The organism is Bacillus sp. FCW2 (assembly GCF_021228595.1).
GTDB classification, from domain to species: domain Bacteria; phylum Bacillota; class Bacilli; order Bacillales; family Bacillaceae; genus Bacillus; species Bacillus velezensis.
Genome location: NZ_CP089436.1, coordinates 3543447 through 3562900 on the forward strand (window position 1 = coordinate 3543447; position 19454 = coordinate 3562900).

Annotated in this window: 25 protein-coding genes and 1 pseudogene; 8 read left to right on the top strand and 18 right to left on the bottom strand. The window is 41.8% G+C overall.

Annotation, left to right across the window (positions count from 1 at the left end; all coding sequences use genetic code 11):
• Positions 1 to 63 precede the first annotated feature (63 nt).
• From tkt to yneA, 4 genes are all read right to left on the bottom strand, one after another.
• Complete coding sequence (gene tkt, locus K3G25_RS17435; RefSeq protein ID WP_029973854.1) at positions 64 to 2067, bottom strand: transketolase; 2004 nt, start codon at positions 2065 to 2067, stop codon at positions 64 to 66.
• 166 nt (positions 2068 to 2233) lie between these two features.
• Positions 2234 to 2467 (bottom strand): DUF896 domain-containing protein, encoded by a 234-nt coding sequence (locus tag K3G25_RS17440; RefSeq protein WP_003153997.1) that lies wholly within the window; start codon positions 2465 to 2467, stop codon positions 2234 to 2236.
• A 68-nt stretch (positions 2468 to 2535) separates the two neighbouring features.
• On the bottom strand, positions 2536 to 3186 hold the full coding sequence (locus K3G25_RS17445; protein WP_003153998.1) for a YneB family resolvase-like protein: 651 nt from the start codon (positions 3184 to 3186) through the stop codon (positions 2536 to 2538).
• Positions 3187 to 3201: 15 nt separating this feature from the next.
• A complete protein-coding gene (yneA, locus tag K3G25_RS17450; RefSeq protein WP_061862240.1) occupies positions 3202 to 3513 on the bottom strand; it encodes a cell division suppressor protein YneA in 312 nt (103 codons plus the stop codon).
• A 156-nt stretch (positions 3514 to 3669) separates the two neighbouring features.
• Between yneA and lexA the strand changes: the two genes are divergently transcribed.
• The gene (gene lexA, locus K3G25_RS17455) at positions 3670 to 4290 is read left to right on the top strand and encodes a transcriptional repressor LexA (protein ID WP_007611720.1); all 621 of its coding nucleotides are present in this window, start codon (positions 3670 to 3672) and stop codon (positions 4288 to 4290) included.
• Positions 4291 to 4629: 339 nt separating this feature from the next.
• Here lexA and K3G25_RS17460 read toward each other — a convergent pair whose 3' ends face one another.
• On the bottom strand, positions 4630 to 5058 hold the full coding sequence (locus K3G25_RS17460) for a hypothetical protein (protein WP_014418016.1): 429 nt from the start codon (positions 5056 to 5058) through the stop codon (positions 4630 to 4632).
• A gap of 153 nt (positions 5059 to 5211) precedes the next feature.
• On the opposite strand from K3G25_RS17460, the gene K3G25_RS17465 reads away from it, so the two are divergent.
• A complete protein-coding gene (locus tag K3G25_RS17465) occupies positions 5212 to 5661 on the top strand; it encodes a YndM family protein (protein WP_017417873.1) in 450 nt (149 codons plus the stop codon).
• A gap of 27 nt (positions 5662 to 5688) precedes the next feature.
• Here K3G25_RS17465 and K3G25_RS17470 read toward each other — a convergent pair whose 3' ends face one another.
• From K3G25_RS17470 to K3G25_RS17485, 4 genes are all read right to left on the bottom strand, one after another.
• Positions 5689 to 6519, bottom strand: a complete 831-nt coding sequence (locus K3G25_RS17470; RefSeq protein WP_022553287.1) for a prohibitin family protein — start codon at positions 6517 to 6519, stop codon at positions 5689 to 5691.
• Positions 6506 to 6655 carry a DUF8570 family protein gene (locus K3G25_RS17475; protein ID WP_014418013.1) on the bottom strand — a complete coding sequence of 50 codons (150 nt, stop codon included), beginning with the start codon at positions 6653 to 6655 and terminating at the stop codon, positions 6506 to 6508. The genes K3G25_RS17470 and K3G25_RS17475 overlap by 14 nt, the downstream gene beginning before the upstream one ends.
• A 105-nt stretch (positions 6656 to 6760) precedes the next feature.
• On the bottom strand, positions 6761 to 7585 hold the full coding sequence (locus K3G25_RS17480) for a poly-gamma-glutamate hydrolase family protein (protein WP_022553288.1): 825 nt from the start codon (positions 7583 to 7585) through the stop codon (positions 6761 to 6763).
• A 308-nt stretch (positions 7586 to 7893) separates the two neighbouring features.
• Entirely contained in the window at positions 7894 to 8328 is a 435-nt protein-coding gene (locus K3G25_RS17485) for a dUTP diphosphatase (RefSeq protein WP_003154017.1), read from the bottom strand.
• 379 nt (positions 8329 to 8707) lie between these two features.
• Here K3G25_RS17485 and K3G25_RS17490 point away from each other — a divergent pair, with 379 nt between their 5' ends.
• From K3G25_RS17490 to K3G25_RS17505, 5 genes are all read left to right on the top strand, one after another.
• Entirely contained in the window at positions 8708 to 11125 is a 2418-nt protein-coding gene (locus K3G25_RS17490) for a peptidase G2 autoproteolytic cleavage domain-containing protein (protein WP_232489439.1), read from the top strand.
• A 168-nt stretch (positions 11126 to 11293) separates the two neighbouring features.
• Positions 11294 to 11437, top strand: a complete 144-nt coding sequence (locus K3G25_RS17495) for a hypothetical protein (protein WP_165881863.1) — start codon at positions 11294 to 11296, stop codon at positions 11435 to 11437.
• Between the two features lie 285 nt (positions 11438 to 11722).
• Entirely contained in the window at positions 11723 to 12259 is a 537-nt protein-coding gene (locus K3G25_RS17500; protein WP_007410338.1) for a hypothetical protein, read from the top strand.
• Between the two features lie 142 nt (positions 12260 to 12401).
• A complete protein-coding gene (locus tag K3G25_RS20780; protein ID WP_257722394.1) occupies positions 12402 to 12536 on the top strand; it encodes a hypothetical protein in 135 nt (44 codons plus the stop codon).
• Positions 12537 to 13035: 499 nt separating this feature from the next.
• Complete coding sequence (locus K3G25_RS17505; protein ID WP_003154022.1) at positions 13036 to 13134, top strand: YjcZ family sporulation protein; 99 nt, start codon at positions 13036 to 13038, stop codon at positions 13132 to 13134.
• 164 nt (positions 13135 to 13298) lie between these two features.
• On the opposite strand, the gene K3G25_RS17510 is transcribed toward K3G25_RS17505, so the two are convergent.
• The 3 genes from K3G25_RS17510 to K3G25_RS17520 all read right to left on the bottom strand — a co-directional run bounded on the left by K3G25_RS17510 (position 13299) and on the right by K3G25_RS17520 (position 16046).
• Complete coding sequence (locus tag K3G25_RS17510) at positions 13299 to 13919, bottom strand: lytic polysaccharide monooxygenase auxiliary activity family 9 protein (RefSeq protein WP_003154023.1); 621 nt, start codon at positions 13917 to 13919, stop codon at positions 13299 to 13301.
• A 207-nt stretch (positions 13920 to 14126) separates the two neighbouring features.
• The gene (locus tag K3G25_RS17515) at positions 14127 to 15200 is read right to left on the bottom strand and encodes an LLM class flavin-dependent oxidoreductase (protein ID WP_029973859.1); all 1074 of its coding nucleotides are present in this window, start codon (positions 15198 to 15200) and stop codon (positions 14127 to 14129) included.
• Positions 15201 to 15425: 225 nt separating this feature from the next.
• Positions 15426 to 16046, bottom strand: coding sequence for a DUF3885 domain-containing protein (locus K3G25_RS17520; RefSeq protein ID WP_029973860.1), 621 nt, complete (start codon positions 16044 to 16046; stop codon positions 15426 to 15428).
• Between the two features lie 276 nt (positions 16047 to 16322).
• Between K3G25_RS17520 and K3G25_RS17525 the strand changes: the two genes are divergently transcribed.
• Complete coding sequence (locus K3G25_RS17525; RefSeq protein ID WP_224960857.1) at positions 16323 to 16559, top strand: hypothetical protein; 237 nt, start codon at positions 16323 to 16325, stop codon at positions 16557 to 16559.
• A gap of 46 nt (positions 16560 to 16605) precedes the next feature.
• Here the strand turns inward: K3G25_RS17525 and K3G25_RS17530 are convergent, their stop codons facing one another.
• The 6 genes and pseudogenes from K3G25_RS17530 to K3G25_RS17555 all read right to left on the bottom strand — a co-directional run.
• Positions 16606 to 17085, bottom strand: a complete 480-nt coding sequence (locus tag K3G25_RS17530; protein ID WP_029973862.1) for a DUF4944 domain-containing protein — start codon at positions 17083 to 17085, stop codon at positions 16606 to 16608.
• A 128-nt stretch (positions 17086 to 17213) separates the two neighbouring features.
• A complete protein-coding gene (locus tag K3G25_RS17535; RefSeq protein ID WP_306217604.1) occupies positions 17214 to 17597 on the bottom strand; it encodes a DUF3902 family protein in 384 nt (127 codons plus the stop codon).
• A 181-nt stretch (positions 17598 to 17778) separates the two neighbouring features.
• Positions 17779 to 17928: a hypothetical protein gene (locus K3G25_RS17540; protein WP_223204376.1), complete on the bottom strand. Its 150-nt coding sequence runs from the start codon at positions 17926 to 17928 to the stop codon at positions 17779 to 17781.
• A 302-nt stretch (positions 17929 to 18230) separates the two neighbouring features.
• A pseudogene (locus tag K3G25_RS17545) lies at positions 18231 to 18554 on the bottom strand (SMI1/KNR4 family protein); the annotation flags it as partial.
• 55 nt (positions 18555 to 18609) lie between these two features.
• On the bottom strand, positions 18610 to 19068 hold the full coding sequence (locus K3G25_RS17550; RefSeq protein ID WP_029973864.1) for an SMI1/KNR4 family protein: 459 nt from the start codon (positions 19066 to 19068) through the stop codon (positions 18610 to 18612).
• A 7-nt stretch (positions 19069 to 19075) separates the two neighbouring features.
• Positions 19076 to 19454 (bottom strand): HNH/ENDO VII family nuclease (locus K3G25_RS17555; RefSeq protein WP_232489440.1); only part of this gene is annotated, 379 nt, incomplete at its 5' end.

The following is a 19454-nucleotide window of genomic DNA, read 5'->3' on the forward strand; positions in this document are numbered from 1 at the left end:
CCTTCTATTTTTGTCGCATAAACAGGAAAAAGAGGATGATTTGACTCATCCTCTTTTGTCTCGTTATTTGTTTAAAAGTTTTTTCACGCGGTCAACCACGTTTTCTGCAGTAAACCCGTATTCTTTCATAATTGTTTCTCCCGGAGCTGAAGCACCGAAACGGTCAATTGCGAGAACGTCTCCTTCAAGACCGGTAAATTTGCCCCATCCGAAGCTTGAACCCATTTCGATCGCAAGACGTTTCGTCACATTCGGAGGAAGCACGCTGTTTTTGTACTCGGCCGATTGTTTTTCAAAGCGGTCCCAGCTCGGCATGCTGACTACAGATACGTGAATGTTTTCTTCAGCCAGTTTCGCTTGAGCTTCGATCGCAAGTCCGACTTCAGAACCTGTCGCTAAAAGAAGAGCGGCCGGTGATTCTGTTTGGGCTTTGGAAACGATATAAGCCCCTTTATCCACGCCCGCATACGCTTCTTCAGCCTGCTGCTCAATCGTCGGCAGGTTTTGGCGTGTCAATACAAGAGCTGTCGGATGATCTTGGCTTTGAACGGCAACCTTCCATGCAGCTGCGGTTTCATTTCCGTCAGCAGGTCTGATCACAGAAAGGTTAGGAAGTGCGCGTAAAGAAGCAAGCTGCTCAATCGGTTCGTGAGTCGGCCCGTCCTCTCCTACGGCAATACTGTCATGTGTGAATACATAAGTGACGGGAAGACCCATCAATGACGCCAGACGAATGGCAGGTCTTAAATAATCAGAGAACACAAAGAATGTGCCGCCGAATACGCGGAGGCCGCCGTGAAGCGCCATTCCGTTTAATGCAGCGCCCATCGCAAATTCACGGACACCGAACCAGAAGTTTTTCCCGGCGTAGTCTTTTGCCGTGAAGTCTCCTCCATTTTTGATTGTCGTTTTATTTGAACCCGCAAGGTCAGCAGATCCCCCGACAAAGAAAGGAATTTTCTTGGCGATCCCGTTCAGCACCTCACCTGAAGATGCGCGGGAAGCAAGGCTGCTGCCTTTTTCATAAACGGGAACTTCCTGATCCCAGTCTTTAGGAAGCTCGCCTTTCATGCCGAGTGACAGCTGTTCAGCAAGCTCAGGATATTTTTCTTTATAAGCCGCGAACAGTTCATTCCATTCCTGTTCTTTTTTCGAGCCGGCTTCTTTTACAGCTTTATTGAAATGCCCGTATACTTCTTCCGGAACATAAAAATCTTCTTCAAACGTCCAAGCATACGCTTCTTTTGTCAGCTTGCTCTCTTCTTGTCCTAACGGAGCGCCGTGAACGCCGGATGTGCCCGCGCGGTTTGGAGAACCGAAACCGATCGTGGTTTTCACTTCAATCAAAGTCGGTTTTTTATCATTCTGGCGCGCTTTTTCAATTGCAGCCGTCAATTCAGCGATGTTGTTTCCGTCCTCAACATAAAGAACTTCCCAGTTCATTGCTTCAAAACGCTGCTTTACATTTTCAGAGAAAGAACGGTCTAAATCGCCGTCTAAGGAAATGTCATTAGAATCGTATAATACGATCAGACGGCCTAATTCAAGATGGCCTGCAAGAGAAGCTGCTTCGGAAGAAATGCCTTCCATTAAATCGCCGTCTCCGCAAATACTGTATGTATAATGATCAACTACGTTGAAAGAATCACGGTTATATGTCTCAGCCAGATGGCGTTCTGCAATTGCCATTCCCACTGCCATTGCAATACCCTGTCCAAGCGGCCCGGTCGTTGCGTCTACTCCGGCTGTGTGCCCGAACTCCGGATGTCCCGGTGTTTTGCTTCCCCATTGACGGAACTGTTTCAAGTCTTCAATGCTGAGGTCATATCCGCTTAAATGCAGCATGCTGTATAAAAGCATTGAACCGTGGCCTGCTGATAAAACAAAGCGGTCGCGGTTAAACCAGCCCGGATTCTGCGGATTTACATTCATAAATTTCGTCCACAATGTATATGCCATCGGAGCGGCTCCCATCGGCATGCCCGGATGTCCGGAATTCGCTTTTTCAATTGCGTCTATAGATAGTGTACGAATGGTGGCAACTGATTTCTTTTCAATTGTATCCATTATAATCCCCTTCCTTATTGTTGTACCTTTTCATCATAAAGCGATGCTGACTTTTTCTCAACTCTTTCAGCTTAAATTTGAGATAAACTTGTTGAAAATTGTCGTAAAGCACATCCTGATATTAGTATATACGAAAAAAGAATACGTATTGCCGTATTCTTTCTGTTTAATGAAGATTATTTTTCTGTTGTTCTCTTTTTAATTTTTCAGGGGTGACATCGTTGCCTTCCGGATCAATCACTTTTACGCTCTTTAACGTATTTTTCATTGAGGAGCGGAATCCTTTCAAATATTCCTGGCGAAGCTTTTGCTGTTCAGCTTTTTCCTCATCCGTTATTGTGTTTGATTTAGCTTTTTGAGCCAATTCGTTAATTCTTGCGATTTTTTCTTTAGAAATCATAATAAGCTCCTTTGGTGCGTGTTGATTATATACTACTAAAACGCAGTCTTTTTTACAACTGATGCGCGTCAGCTGCCTTCTGTGTCTGCGGTATATTCCTGAAACCGCCGGTGAACCGTGGCTTTGGACACATCATAGCCGAATCCCCTTAAGGTCGCTGCGATTTCTGCAAAGGTAAGCTTGTTGGCTCTCAGCCTGATAATTTCCGAAACCGGAACCTCTTTTTTTTCTTTTCCGCTGTTTTCATGTCTGTTTTTCAGATTCCGTTCAGGTTTGTAGCCGTTTTTCACGGCTCTTTTCATTCCCCGCCGGATTTTCATATTGTGAATTTTCCTTTGATATTCCTCAACAATACTGACGATTTCAAGTACCATCGAATCAGCTTCGGAAAGCTCCAGTTCACCTTTATGAGCCGTCGTATATATCTTTACGTTCTCCCTGTAAATGCAATGCAAAAGCGCTATCTTGGCGTTTCCTCTTCCCAATCTCGTTTCGTCCTGCACCAATATCGCGTCAATATGTGATTTTTTAATTTCATCAAGCATTTCAAATACTCCGTCGCGGTCCATTTCGTAACCGCTGGCTTTCTCAGAAATGACTTTCACGACTTCCATGCCGTTTGCAGCAGCGATCTCACTGAGCTCCTCTTCCTGTCTTTTTAATGACGTTTGCTGCTGTTCTTTGTTTGTGCTTACGCGGGCATAAATGAGCGCCTTCATTTCTCTCTTTCCTCTCTAATTGACAATGGCCAGCTGATATACGGCCGGATGCTTCTTCTTAACCGGAAGAAAAAGTTCGTCTCCGGGCTTTATATCAGCAGTTTGGAGATGATTATTCTCCGTCACCCACTCAATGAAATCTTCTTTATTAATGTGTTTCTTTTCTGCTACATGATCCGCAAGTGACCAGAGTGTATCGCCGTCCTGAACCTTTATTTTAACATATTGGCTGAGGGACTGATCATTTCCCGCACATGAGACAAGTAAAATAGCGGCACTTAAAATCGCAGTAAACAGTCCGACAAATATGATAGATTCTTTCGCCATGTAAACAACCTCCAATAAGAATGTTTGTTCGCTTTTTATACCTTTCAGTATATACGAACAAACGTTTCTGTCAATCGTTTTTTTCGAACCTATGTTTGTACTGTCAGGAAAATCATGCTATAATCTACTTAAAATCGACGTTTTGAGGTGCGAAATATGACGAAGCTATCAAAAAGGCAGCTTGATATCCTGCGTTTTATTAAAGAAGAGGTAAAAACGAAAGGATATCCGCCTTCTGTAAGAGAGATAGGAGAAGCAGTAGGACTGGCTTCCAGTTCAACCGTGCACGGCCATTTGGCGCGGCTGGAGACAAAAGGCCTGATCAGACGGGACCCTACTAAACCGAGAGCGATTGAGGTATTGGATGAAGAAGAAGTCCAAATTCCGAAAAGCCAGGTCGTAAACGTTCCGGTCATCGGGAAAGTGACGGCGGGTATTCCGATTACGGCTGTTGAAAATATCGACGAGTATTTTCCGCTTCCCGACCGGATGGTTCCTCCCGGCGAACATGTCTTTATGTTAGAAATCATGGGAGAAAGTATGATTGACGCCGGCATTTTTGACAAAGATTACGTCATCGTCAAACAGCAGAACACGGCCAATAACGGAGAAATCGTCGTAGCTATGACCGAAGATGATGAAGCGACGGTCAAGCGCTTCTATAAAGAAGACAATTATGTGCGGCTGCAGCCGGAAAATCCGACGATGGAGCCGATTATCCTGCAAAACGTAAGCATTTTGGGGAAAGTTATCGGCGTATTCAGAGCCGTACATTAATTCTATTAAACTTCATTTATCGTAAAAAACCCCTTACAGAGGGGTTTTTTTGCATAAAAAAAGCAGATTCGCCCTGGCTTAAGAAACGAATCTGCTAAGGAGGAAAAACTTACATTCTTATTATCCGACATCACACTTTTGAAGTCAACTAATAATGTTTCCCTCAAGAAACTTTTCATCCGTTTTTCAACTTTGTATATTTGTGCGTGATGAATTTGTTTTTGTTTATCTTTTCTTTTGGGCGGGCGCATCAAAATTTATATATGAATATTTAGTACATAGTACAATAGGTTATATTTAAATATAAAAAAACCCGCTGCCTTTAGCGAGTATCTATTTTCAATCAAAATGATAATATTCTACACCGTATAACCCTTTAATATAGGCGGGGCCACAGACGTTTGAAGAACTTTCAACCAGAATTCTGTATTTGTGATACGGATCAATTGATTTTTTATCCTGGGCACTAAGGTTTAACCAGCTGCCGCTGTAGTTTTTAGAGCTTAATGTATAAAAATTTCCGTTCAGCGCCATCCGCTGGAGTTTCATGCTCAAACCGCACGAAGAGTTGTTCATTATGGTGAACTTATATCCTAAAAAGTAATCGTCGGCAGCTACAGCCCCCGGATTTTCAATATGAAACTCTTTTGCATTTCCTTCCAAAGTGAAGCTTGTTTTTGATCCGAATTCAGTGGTAGCCGCTTTAGCTGAGTGTATTCCGCTAAAACATAATAAAAAAACAGCAATACATATCCAGTATTTTTTCATTTGCATCCCCCTTTTTACATATTTTAACTTGTGAATCCTGTGATGTCTATTCACATTTTATTAAAACGCATACTTTATAACCACTATATACCAGTTTAAAAATTTGCGGATTGCTTACAATGAAGACTAAACGAAATAACGAAGGTGGTTCAAATGAAACACGTAATTGCTTTCGCTTCTAAAACGGCGCTCACACTTGCTTTACTGTACATTGTTCTGGATCTTATGTACCAAGTAACCTTTTTAAACGTTCTGTTTATTACAGTGATCTTAAGTTTAATTACTTATTTTGCGGGTGATTGCATGATTCTGCCGAGAACAAGCAATTTCACAGCCGTTGCAGCTGATTTCGGAATTTCATTCATTGTATTATGGATATTCCTTATGAACATTGGCGGATTTAATGTCTCGCCTGCCGCGGCATCGGTTATCTCTGCACTTTGCATTTCTGTTTTCGAGGCATTTTTTCACCGGTATTTGCAGCAATATGTACTTCCCGAAGATTATCAGGACACAACAGAGACGGATAGCACGCTATGGAGCTATCAAACCGAGGCGTCTGAAGAATTAGTGCCGGAAAAAGACCCTCAGGAAAAAACATAAAAAGGAGGCAATCGCCTCCTTCGCTTTTTATTTTTGCTTCTGATCGTCCAGCGGCAGCTGCAGCAGTGAGTCTGTGCCTGTCGCTTTCGGCGTTTTTCCGTCCCATTTTTCAATCCATTTATATTTGATCATTTCATCGGACATTGATTTCTTTATGATTTCGTTATAATCAGCGATCCCTTCCGCTTCAATTTTTTTCTTTTTCGCTTCAGCTTCGGCTATTTTAATTTCAGTTTGTGTCCGTTCAAGTTCCTGTGAAGACTTCACCCTTGCATCGATGGCTTCCTGTGTGGCTTTATCCGGCTTCGGTACGCCAAGCGTCAGATCATCAATTAAAAATCCAAGACTCTTCATATCATCAGCAAACCTCTTTTGAACATCGGCAGCGGCTTCTGCAGATTTTTGCCCGTATGTGTCAATAACCGAGTATTTGCTGATTGATTTTCGCGCCGCATCCCACAGCCTTGTTTTTAAATATGTATTTTCAATCGTTTCAACGTTTACCGCGCCGAATTTGTTAAACAGATCGACTACTTTATCAGGCTGCACGACATAGTTGTAAGCGATATCCATTTCTATATTTTTACCGTCTGAGGTTGCCACTTTTATATTTTCATTATTCACTGTCTGCATACGCACCGGATATTCCGTTACTTTATTAAATAAACCGACTAAGTGCCAGCCTTGGTCCAATGTGTCGGATTTTACCCCGCCATTCGGTGAGTATACAACCCCGACATAACCGTTCGGTATTTTTTCAATGAATAGTGACGCTGTAACGCCCGCAATTAAAAGGGCAGCACCTATAATCACACCGCCGAGAATTTTTTTTGTGTTTCCGCGCTTATTTTCGCTCATGCTGATCTTCTTCCTCCCATGACTTTTTGAATTTTTTGGCTCTGCTTCCCACTTGTTTAAAGATTGGACTAAGCATCAGCCATAAACCGAATCCGATGATGACAAGAAGAATGATAGACCCGATCATCACTTTCATTTGCCCACCTCTTTTCTTTCATCCTGTCAATTATGTATACGATCTTAAGAACTTAAAGTTTCATAAATTTCAAAAGAAAAAGCCCCGCCGACAAAATAGGCGTGCTTATTCATAATTGTCACTGATAAAATCAGAAATCGTTTTTGTGAATTGATAAAAGGTCCCGTTTTGTGTGGATGCTCTGCTTTTCAGCGTAAAAGTGTCAAATAGTGATTTTCTGAAGCCGGTGCTCATTTCGATTTGAATACTCAATCCGGATGAAGATTGATTGGCAAGGTTGTTCGGACTGACGCCTGCATATTTATCATTTATGCCAAGAAGAACGGCAGGATACCCGTGCCGTTTCAGCACATCGGTCAAAAGTTCGGCCCGTTCTCTGTCTGTACCGCCGATTTTTATCTTTTTATCATCACTGCCGTAACCGTGCAATGAAATGACATTAGAGTGCTCTTTCACCATTTGCACGGCCTTAGGTTCATCGAAATGCGAACTTGTCAAATGCAGAGCCGCATTACCGGCTGATTTTAACCCTTCAAATAAATATAAACTCCGGTTTTCGGCAATTTCTCTGGCTAACTCACTGGTCCCCGGCTCTATGCCTCCGCCGTGTATAGCTAATATGAGGACAGAAGGGTTATGCTCTCGCGTTGAAATGGAAAAATCGGAAGGATTTTCATTCAGCTTTAATTCCTCGAAACTGCCGTAAATATCTGAAGCGGCATTAGCCCGAAAGAACGGCAGAAGCAAAAACGGTAAAATCAAAACTAAAATTCCTTTTTTGGTTATTGATGGCATTTGTATGTTTATGTTACAATACAAATGCTTCAGCCTTTGAAGCGAACGGCAGAACAGGGTGACTTTGGACGGTTTCTTCTGCTCTGCCTCTTTGCCAGCTGCTTTACGGTCTACTCTTCTAACCCTTTTTGCCATAACATCATCCTTTCTTTTGTTTACACTTTTGTCACAATATTATATACGTTGGACAAAACCTCCGTTCATCTTGAAGAATAAAAACATCAAAACAACTTCTATCCTTTAACCTAAAAAAGTCTTTCTGTTCAAAGAGACGGAAGGCTTAAATATTTGCTCTTGGCATAGACGGTTACGGAGCGGCCGCTTATTTCGAAGTCAAATTCGAACGTGACGTATGATTTCCCAATTCAAGAATCCCCGAAACAAATTGAATGTAACTGCTGTTTCCATAAAAAAAGACTGCTGTTAAGCAGTCTTTTTTCGTTTTATTTCGTGCCTGTTGATCCCAGTCCGCCGCGGTCATTGTTCCCGAGCTTGTCTACTTCGATCAGCTCCACTTCAGGCATTTTCTTCATGATTCTGAATTGGCAGATCCGCTCCCCCTTGGAAATGTCGGTATCCCGAAGCGCGAATGCAGGAAAAAACCAAAAGTCATTGTCGCCTTTATATGATTCATCAATGACTCCCATTGAATTTGTCTGAATGATACCGAAATGCTTATATGTACTTGAACGCGGAACGACATGGGCCTCATATCCTTCCGGCAGTTCCATCGCAACTCCAAGCGGGATAAGTTTGAATTCACCTTTTTTGATTGTGATATCTTCAGCTGCCCGCAGATCAATCCAATCGCCCTGTTCAATTTTACTGATTCTCGTTTGCGTATCATCTGAATATTTAATTTTGATTTGTAAAGTCATGTTCGCTGCTCCTTTTGCTTCCCTATTTCAGTCGTATTGATGACCAATCCGTGCCCCATTATACCATTTAACTGATAAGAATGTTGATTTTGGTGTATATGCAGCCGAAGAGGAAGCACGGCGAAGTCAATGAGAATAAACCTAAAATGAGGGCCCTTCCTATCAGTTTTTTCCTCCATTTTCACATGACAGCTTCAATTACAATAATGCAAAGCTTTATATCCGTTCTTTCAACAGAGCTTTTTTAAAATTTCACCTTGGTTTCAAAAGGAATTTCGTTCTGAATAAAGAATTTGAAGAATAAGCGCTTTAAGGGTGCGCGACTCTTTTCTGTCCCCTGCCTCAGGCGCTTATATCAAAAGAAAGAGGTGTCTTTAGAATGGTTCAATTTAAAAACTTTCCTGATCCGTCTTTAAACGCCCCATTGCAGTCTCGCCCTGCACAGCCCTCTGAATTGGAGCATCTCAAAGCAAGGATGCAGAATTTTATTAAGCATTCCGCAACGGATGATAATCTTGAGATCGCAGATGCCCGGGTGACGGCGGAAGGAATGGTCACCTCACTTTTAAAAGAACGGCTTGATACAGAATACGAAATGCTTAAGAATAAAATCACCCGGGAAGTGAATGTGGAGGACTACGGAGCGATCCCTGACGGCCGGGACAATACGGAAGCCTTTCGGAGAGCGATCGGGAACGGCCGGGTCAAAGTAAATGTTCCCGCAGGAGAATTTTTGGTTCAAGGGATAAAACTCCCCTCATGGACTACCATTTCCGGTGAGGGACAAGGGATTACCGTGCTTAAGCTTCATGAGGACACTCCCGCATACGAATGGGTCATTACTAACGATGATTACGATAATGGAAACCGTAATATTTTTGTCCAGAACATGACTTTAGACTGGAATCCTGATCGTCAATGCGGAGTCAGGAACCCCGGAGGACAGTTTTCCAGCTGTTTAACGTTTGCTAATGTGCAATACGGCTGGATTAAGAATGTTGAAACGGTTAACGCGGGTCTCCATGGTATTGATATTACATCTCCGACTTACGATCATTTGCCTGAAACAGAATGGACGAAAGACGGCTGCCGATATATATGGATTGATAACTGTGTGGCATACGGCGCCGGAGACGACGGCATTACCACCCATTACAGCGAGTATATTTTCATTTCCAACTGCCATTCCGGAAACCCCCGCGGCACAGAGCATGCTGAGGGCAGCGCAAACTCGAACGGCATTGAAATTGACGACGGCTCTAAACATGTATGGCTTTTAAATAACTATACGAGCGGAAATATCCGCGGGATTGAGGTAAAGGCGCACAGCCTGTGGCCGGCTTCTCAAAATGTTCATATTATCGGTCATGTTTCGTATCGTGATGTACGTTCATTTGATATTCGTCATATCGGCCATCATCAGGCCTCAGACCCCGAAAGCACAACGGCTTATGATGTTACTTTAACCGATTGCACCGCGATTGAACCGGTATTCAATGCTCTCTATGACGGTGTGACCCCGAGGGCGCTGGTCATCTCTGCCTATAAAAACGTTAATGTAAACGGATTCACAGCTATTGGTGATCCCTCATACGACTATGGCGGGAATCCAGTCGTGGCTCTTCAATACCGCAGTCAAAATATTACGATTAACGGCATTAAAATACGCGGCTTTACACAAGCCGGTGTTGACATCAATATATCCGGCGGATCAAATAAAACCGATTATGTTAAAATTTCAAATTTTGATATATACAAGTCTTCTCCTAAAGGCATCTCAATCGGCGGAGGCCAATATAACGTAAATATTATGAACGGTACGATGATCAGAGACGGCGGTTCGGTCGGAATTACGTCCCCTAACAGTCAGGCCGTCATTCTCGGGGTGCAAGCGGAAGGTTACAGCGCGGCCGCATCTATAAAAGGACAGACTTATGAGCAGATCCCCGTCAATTTAAAGGGAGGCGCACAGCTCGCGACCAGCTCCGGTTTTGCATTCAACCCGACAAGCGCCGTTATTGCGGGAACAGGCGATATTACGGCCAGAGGTGACAGAAATGCGATCATCAGCTCTTCCGGAGGTTCAAGTTCTGAAGGTTCAAGGGCATTTATCGCCGCTTCAAACAATGTCCATATTACGGGCAGCAAAGTCTCCAGAACGATTCTGTCATCAGAAAGCATTACATTGGAAGAACCATACACGGTTGCCGGAGGGCATCAGTCCATCAAATGGAAACTGGATTCAGCGGGCGGCCACGGTACGTTCGCTGGAGCTGTCACCTCTTCCCTGTCAGGGTATGGAGAATATTTTGAAAGTGTAACCGGCCAGACAATTCCCGCCGGGACGATCGTCACAGTGAAAGGCGAAAAAATTGAATCGGCTCACGTCGGAGATTACATGCTCGGCGTCATTTCAGAAACAGCCGCTTTTATCTCAGGAGCCGCAAGCTTCGGATGGCAAAGCCGCTTTTTGACAAACGAGTTCGGCGGTTTCATATACGAAAATGTAACTGACGAAGAAACAGGAGAAACGGTACGCGTGCCGAAACAAAACCCAGACTGCAGTCCGGCTCTTGAAGCTGACTATGAAGCACGCGCGGCCAGAGACGAATGGCACATTGTCGGACTCAACGGCCGGCATTACGTACGGGTCGACGGTACGGTCAGCCCGGGAGATTATATCACGGCTCATAACGGAATCGGGACTAAAGCCGCGGAAGGCTGGAAGGTATTGAAACTGACGGCCTTATACAGTTCTGAAAAAGGGTACGGCATTGCAATTGCGGTTATCAAATAGGGACTCAATATCAGGATCATCTCCTCTCTTTTCTATCGGGCGGGTATGATCCTGTTTTTTATACCGAATGAGATGCCTCTTTTTCAGCATACCGTTTCATTTGTCCAAGCCATCCATGCTTTCTGTCATAGAATACTACCGTCAGATGAAAAAAGGAGGAATATGAGTATGGACATGGATATGAACGGACATTATGATCACCACCCAAAGCAGCCTAAACAAAAAAAGAAGAAACAAGATAAAAAGCATCTTGATTATGATTACATCGTTGTTTATAAAAGAAAATGCAAAAAATGTAAAAAATGCTGCTAACTTGACATATCAACACTTTTTACACCCGGTAAACTCCGGGTGTTTTTCTTATTATGGCGTTTCTCCGGGCTATTTTCACCCAAAATCCGGTCATCCTATCACAATACATAAAAAGACTCTATTATTTTCTTCCCTTTTCGCCTAATTAAAAGTATTTCATTTACAGAAAACAACACAAATAGAATGACATGACTTTTGAGAAAATCTACTCTTTGCTTGGTCAATTTTTCTGCGATACCATGAATTTGCAACAATTTTTAAAAATTTCCTCAGGAGGTTATAGCCATGAAAATCGCCAGAACGATAGTCGGATCATGCTTAGCTTTATCTCTAACAATTCCTTTCACAGCCAGTGCCTCAGCAGCCAGTCAGTCTGAACACGCAAACGCGCCTCACGTTTCACCCGTTGCAAATCCGTTAGAAAGTAAATTATCCCAAACAGCAGACCAAAACGTAAAAGCAGCAGGTGTTGATGCCGGGCTGAACGTAAACGTAGATGTTCTCGGAATCTCAGATCGCATTGCTGAAGCAGTTAAGTCAGATCAAAACCGAACCGGCTGGGTAAAAAATGTCATGGAAACAACATTTTACGCATCAGGACAGAAGTACAACGTCATGGTGTTCAATTTAAATCAAGAATATGAAGACAGGTTTAACGGCGTTCAGTTTTACGGATCAGCCGTTTATGACGGCATTACTTACGGAATCTGGGTCTTCGAAGACGGGTCCTTCGATAACAAAGGGGACGGGGGCTGGATCAATTGGGCATTCAGAGGGTGGTTCGATCGTGATAATCAGCATATTGAATTCCACAGACCTTAATACGGAGAAAACTTGCGGCAGCGCCCGCAAGTTTTTATTTTGATAACGGGATACTGCACATTTTTCACCGTTATAACGACTATACTTGAAGTGCGGGCTCCGATCGCAGCCCCGGTAAAGTCTTTCAAAGTGAGGGTATGCCATGTCAAAGTCTTTAAAAATAATGTTGTGGAGCATATTGGTGTTCATCATCTTGTTAGTGATTATCGGAATCGTTTCTTACAATCAAACACCGTCTGCAGAAAGCGCAGCGGAAAGAATGCTTTACAGCGTCTAATCAATGTTAAGCCTTCATCGGCTTTTTTTATTTACCGCAGAACACTTGAAGCTCTTCTATTTAGATCGTTAACGTTCCCATTCGGAATGGAGTATACGCGTGTATCATCAGGCAATCCGTTTTGATACATGGTTCCGATTATGCCCATCGCATCTTTTTTCTCTATTCCTCATCACATTCCGCTACTGCTCTTGAAACCAACCAATCATTTCTTCAGCCTGTTCCGTTAAATCAAAAGGTTCCAATCCTAATAGCTTGTTACTTTTTCATTTTTTAAAAAACAAGCCAACTGCGCACCCTCTTCGCAACTTCTCAATGTATGAGCCTACCCGTTTCTATTACAGGAAGCAGTACGATTCCTCCTTTTACTCATTTTAACGGATGGTCATGTAAAGGAAATATAGACTAAAACCCTTTTTTCAAAAAGTAAACTAGCATCCCTATCAAACTTTACATTTCGGCATAATATGTATTAATCCTCTTTAGGAGGTGAGATTATATGGGATTCTCAGGTGGTTATGGTAGCTCCTTTGCGTTAATCGTGGTGCTATTCATTTTATTAATCATCGTTGGGGCTTCTTTCCTCGGCGGTTATTAAGAATCCTCTTACCTCCGCATCCATGTCAGCAGCACCTCCATGATCGTACGGCGCCATAAATGAAATGTTTATGGCGCTCTGCTGTTTTTCCCCTTTTCATTCACACATTAAAACTAAAAAGATCGGCCGATGTATCAACATGCAGCCGATCAGTAATTCATAGATTATTGTGTAAGGTTTACATCGATGACGTTATAGAAGGCATTGGAAGTATCCGCAACGTCCCATACCCCTAAAATGACATGATACCCGCTTCGATCAGTCGGCACAAAAATCTTATGAGTCAGATTCGTATCTGCCTTGGAACCGTCGTGGTTTACCGTTCCGATTAATTCGAATTCATCTCTTGACAAAGGTTTATTCGGATTCCAGTTTTTCTTGGTGATATAATAGTGCCACTTTGATGTCGCATGAGGGGCCGTGTAGTACCAAGTAAAGGTGTTAAAACCGCCGCGGATGTTTTGTTTTACCCAATAATCTGCAGTCTGCTTGTCTAAACCGAAGTCAATTTGTCCCGATCCTCCATTTGCAGACGCAATTCTTCCATCCGGCGGACCTGCAGCCGGAAATCCTTTCGGCCCTTCTACAGACTGAGGATTATCAATGACGGAGCCATATTTCTGCGCAGCGGCCGTCCAGCCCAATGTTTGTTTCTCTAATGCCCCCATGTACGCTCTGCTGACGGGCTCTTTTATATACCCGTGCGCAGATGCATCACTTGAATAGAAAGCACCTCCAATACCAAGAGTAACAGTTAAAACTGCAGCTTTGACTAAACCCTTCATTACTGCATCATCCTCCCTCTTTTGTTAATAAAAACCTTTCGGTATATACACTTCACGATGGAGGATGAAATGACCTTCCTTTTCTTGATAGGAAAAAGCAATGAGGTTCGCGCTTTTCCCTTTGTTTTTTATAATCATAAAGAAAAAGCCGGGCCGATTCTGTTGTCGAATCCGCGATTGACCGGCCCGCCCCTTTTGCTCAGAACTTCATTCGCTGGATTTGCCGGTTTCTTTTCGGATAACCGGTGCTACTTCCGCTGCTAATCGTTCGATGTTTTCCGCGGCTTTTTTAAACGGCATACCTCCTATATCGATTTGCGCGAGAAATCGCTGATGTCCGAATAACTCGTATTGATGCATGATTTTTTCAATGATCTGCTGTGAGCTTCCCACAAATAAAGCTGTTTCTTTTCCGGACGCCCGTTCAAAATCTTCCTTCGTTAAAGGCTCATCGATCCCGTGATATGAATGAACATGAGACCAGTAATTTGAATGATACGGGTAAAATTCTTGTATTGCCTGTTCATTCGTTTTTGAAATGAACATATGTCCGCTTACGGCAACCTTCACATTTTCCGGAGGATGACCGGCTTTAGAAGCCGCTTCCCGGTATTTGTCAACAAGCGGCTTAGATGACACCGGATCACCACTCAGTACAGCTAATGCCAAACCCGCACCTGCACGCCCGGCCCGTTCTGCGCTTTCCGGAGTCCCCGAAACACCTAACCATAGCGGAATGCTTCCGCGAAAAGGCCGAGGAGAAATTTCTGCCTCGCGCAGCGGCGGCCGGTAACGTCCTTTCCAGGTAACCGATTCTTCCCCGGAATTTAATTTTAAAAAAAGGTCAATATGTTCTTCAAACAGTTCTTTATAATGGCCTACGTCATAACCGAAAAGAGGAAACGAGTCTAAAAATGCGCCCCGTCCCGCAATGATTTCCGCCCGGCCGTCTGAAATCAGATCAAGCGTTGCAAAATCCTCAAATAAACGGACGGGATCTGCGGTGGATAATACAGTCGTGGCACTGGTCAGCTTAATATTTTCAGTGATCTGTGAAATCGCTGATAAGATGGCCGGCGGCGAAGATACCGCATAATCAAGACGATGATGCTCGCCTACACCGAATACATCAAGCCCTGCGTCGTCAGCAAGTTTCGCCAGCTTCATCAATTCATCTATCCGCTGCTTTGCGCTGACTGTTTTCCCTGTCAGAGGATCGGGATATAATTCTGCAAATGAATAAATTCCAATTTCCATACAATCACGGTGTTCAGCCCTCACATTTCTCTCCTCCTGCACTGTGTAAAAAAGCTTTTATGTTATTCTATTCAGCCGTTTTACAAATAGGAATTCGTTCAAAATAAATACAGAAGCTTAACATGCAGAAGGTCGGTATGAGAGGAAAAAAAGTTTCTGGCGCCCTTCAATTCAGCCCATTACACTCATGCAGCCCGACTAGGCAAGAACAAAGCCGGCACAAGCGGATTTGAAATCATGTGTTCATTTTCAGTCCAATTCAATCCAATCGTGATATTGATCATAAAGCTTTCGTATTCTTCCGGCATCAAGAGCAATGACTTCACACCCTCTGTCATCATACAGAAAGAAAATAATATCTTTTGTCATATTCACAAAGAAAACATCAGGATACCCAACGGAACAGCCCCCGAACCTTGGCTTCAGCGGAAAATCTTCGTGGACGGCTGCCTTAAGTAATTGGGGGATACGCAGATCTTTCCGTTTACATAATAAAGAAAACTGCTGCATTTCATATTCTTCTTCGACCGGGCATTGACAGGTCTTCACTTGAATCCGATATAAATCATCCTTACACTTCAGAAACGGCTGATAAACCTTTAATTTTCTCGCGTGATTACCTTGAGTTTTGTGCTTATACACGTTAGCAACAAGAAACAAGTCATCGCTATGTTCAAACAGCTCATTGAAAAGTGCGGCGGTTTGATGATGAACAAGCTGAAAATACTCAAGATTCAAAGCACCGCTTTCATTAAATTGATACATATTGCCGCCGAGAGAAAAATGAATTCCCACATCCCATTGATGATAAATGCCGGGCACTAATTTTAAAGTAGGAAACCTTTCCTTCAGATAATCATTTATTTTCATTCAAACATCTCACTTTCCGTTTCCCGCTCCAGAGGCAGAAGAAGCCGAAAACATTCCGCTTATTTCTTTTTCACCCTTGTAATATTATTCCGATTGGAATACAATGAAATAGAACACTGTGAACCCCATTGATCAGGGTGGATGCTGGTCACATTCATCCTGATCCTTTCTTTTACACAAGATCGCCCCAACTTTGAACCCCTCCGTTTCCAACCTTATTCATTGATGTTACATATATTTCAATGGTATTATTTTCTTATACATAAGCATCAAGAGGTGTCAGCTTTGAACAAGATCAGAAGATTAAGAGAATATTTCCGGTCTCACCGTAAAATAAGTCTGGCTGCAGACTTGCTTGCGGCTGTATTGCTTATCTCATTATCCATTCTTTTTAACGGACGCCGGCAGGGACCTGTTAATGGTTTCTTTATGTATGTCTTAGTAAGTAATTTTATCGGCTCCAATGCCTCTTTTATCGACTTCAGCAAATCGAGGAAAAACAGACAAAAATAAAGGCTCCGCGTCAAAAAGAGGGTTATACCGCCCTCTTTTTATTCTTTCAGTCATACCAATGCGTTCTTTTCAGGTTGAATTTTTCTGAATAGGACTCATGACCGGTTTTCCATACTGCTTCAACAGTGATTTCATGACCGATCACTTCATTTTCCGGCATATATTCAAACGTCTGAATATGGTCTTCTCCCGTTCCGCCGCCTTCTAATTTCTCTCCGGTGTATTCTGAAAGATGATAGTCTTTATCTTCACCATATTTCCGGCCGTCAACAAATAATGTTAATCTCTTAATCACCGTGTTCTTTTCATTCACTTTATTACCTCTGTAATACAAATTCAAGAAATAGTTAGGGCCGATAGAGGTCTTGCTTGATTTTTCGATTGACGCTTCCCACGTCTTGCTTTGGCTATAGCCGATATATTTGACTTTTTCTCCTGAAATTAAAGAAAACAGTGCACATCCGGCTGCTATTATGAGAACAGTGATAATAACCAGCAATGTTTTAATGACTTTACGTTTTTTCATGACATCCCGCCTTTATCATTTAGAACGTATGAATATTAGAATTGTTACATTTAATTTGAAAGAATAATAAAAAGGGATTCTAATCCCAGGAATAAAAAAATACTAAGAAGATCATATTCCCCTTAGCCTCACATCCCAGATTGCCATGCAATAATGATAAAAGTCGTCCAAAAAGTTGTGACTAAAATAAGCATAACGGTTACAATCATTAAAATGAGACAACTTATTGTTAGAATTGAATCTTTGTTTTTGTTAAGAATCAGAGTAACCACTGATCCTGCAGCAAATAGATACGACAAAACCGCACCGACCCAATACCACAACATAGAGTCATTGCTCCAGTAAGCCATTGACTGCATATAAATACTGAATATAAATCCTGACAGTGCTAATAGAAACGAAACTAAATTTGATTTCAAGTTAGAGTTCCTTTCTTCATAAGTTTTATTTTTAGGCACGGTCATACATCTGATAACACCTTTATGCGATATGCTTCGCCGCTTTGTCTGCATATTTTAATTCTTATTTCGTTTTTAAATATGTTTACTAAAACAGAAATGATATAAAGTTCACCTGAAACGCCGATTTAAAATTAAATAGATGTTTTATAAGCGTGAATTGCTTGATTTCTCAATTGTAAGAGTTATTTAGACCTTCCATAGCATTCACCCTCTCTCAAATTTTACAACGTTACTATAAATGATTTTCATTTTTTCCAAGTCCTTCAACTTGAATCTCATTTGAAGGAAGTTCGTTCATTGTAACTTCAATGTCTATCACTACCCTGTTTTGCCCAAGTATAGCATCATATTTGTATATGTTTGCTTCACCTTTGTATAACAAATTCCTTCCGCCTTTGGCTTTAATGACGGTTGAATTTGAGCCCATAAAGGGGCCTTTAAGATGTAACGGAAGAATCTGAAGACTGAAGCTTCAGCAGCTTCTGTATCAAAGTGACAGCTAGTGCAAGTATTACACACCTAAGCATTTTTCAATTCTGTAACTACCTGGTATTATTTCTCACGTTATTTATCGGTAATTCTATTGATAAATTCAACTCAAATACAAAAAGAACCTGTCTCTAACAAGGTTCTTTTCGTTTTGGTAACTGTATATTGTTTTTAACGACATATAAATGGAACTTAAGTATTGATTGCTTCTTGGAGACTGTTATGATCGTTAGCTAAACCATAGAAGTTCTCTAATAATTGTGTATCATCTTCCTTGCCCATCCAAGGATCTTTCTCTAATGGTTTGTAGCAAACGTCATACTCAACTTCATCTGTTGTTTTTTTACTATCTAAATAACAGCCTCCATATCCCTTCAAAAAATCCTTATAGTCGGAAGGTAATTGATTTCCTATGTTCATTTCAAGCTCTTTGAGTTGTTCATTTGTATTAATGCTAGGATCTGTGCTAGCATCAATCGTAAACTCTTTCAACTTTTGTTCGATCTTAGTGAAGCTCATTTTAATACTCCTTCATATGCTATGGAAAAACAAGTTATAGACCTTCTTTTTAGTTTTAATCGTCCCAGTCCTCATCATCGACCCAGTCGTCTTTCGCTTCTTCAAGTTCTTCTATTAAAAACTCAAGGAATGTACTACCAACTTGTTTACCATATCCCTCTTGGTTGTCCCAAAGAATGACAGGGCATTCACCATTTTTCAACTTGTTAGTGTCAAGACAATAAGAAAATTCATCTACATATTCGATCACTACAAGACCATCGGAAAGGTTATAATATTTTTTATATTCATTAGTCTGTTCGACAACTTCAGCACCATGAGAGTCATATCCGAGTATCATTGTTCCATATGCTCCCCCTGAACCATACTCAGTTAAAAACCACTTATAGCTGTCTGGAAGGGTTACATTGAGATCCTCCTCTATCTCTCTAATCCGCTCCTCAGTGACTCCTCCCGTGAGAATAGAATTTTCTTTATTTTCATCAAAGAAAGTTTTTATTTTCGAATAATCCATTAAACTTTCACCTCTTATTCTTGTTCTCAAATTGCTGAGCTCTCCATCTCCAATACCTTCTTCTGAAACTTTTATATTGTTTATCAAGTACTGGATCATTTCTAAAACTCTGTCCATTCCCTTTTAATCCATGCAAAACATCACTGTACTTATTATGCCAGCTTTCAGGTATCTCCAGCATAGTACCAGGCTCTTCTTGGATCAAATGATGCAAATTAATTTGGGTTCCATCTTTTGCAAAAGGAGCATTTCCACTTTTCATTAATTGAAGATTCGTAAGGCCTTTACGATTTTTTTGGTTCATATCAATATCTTTCATAGTATACACTCTGCGGCTTATGTCTTTAACTTTTCCCTTTGCTTTTACCTTGCCCTTAACCTCAAAG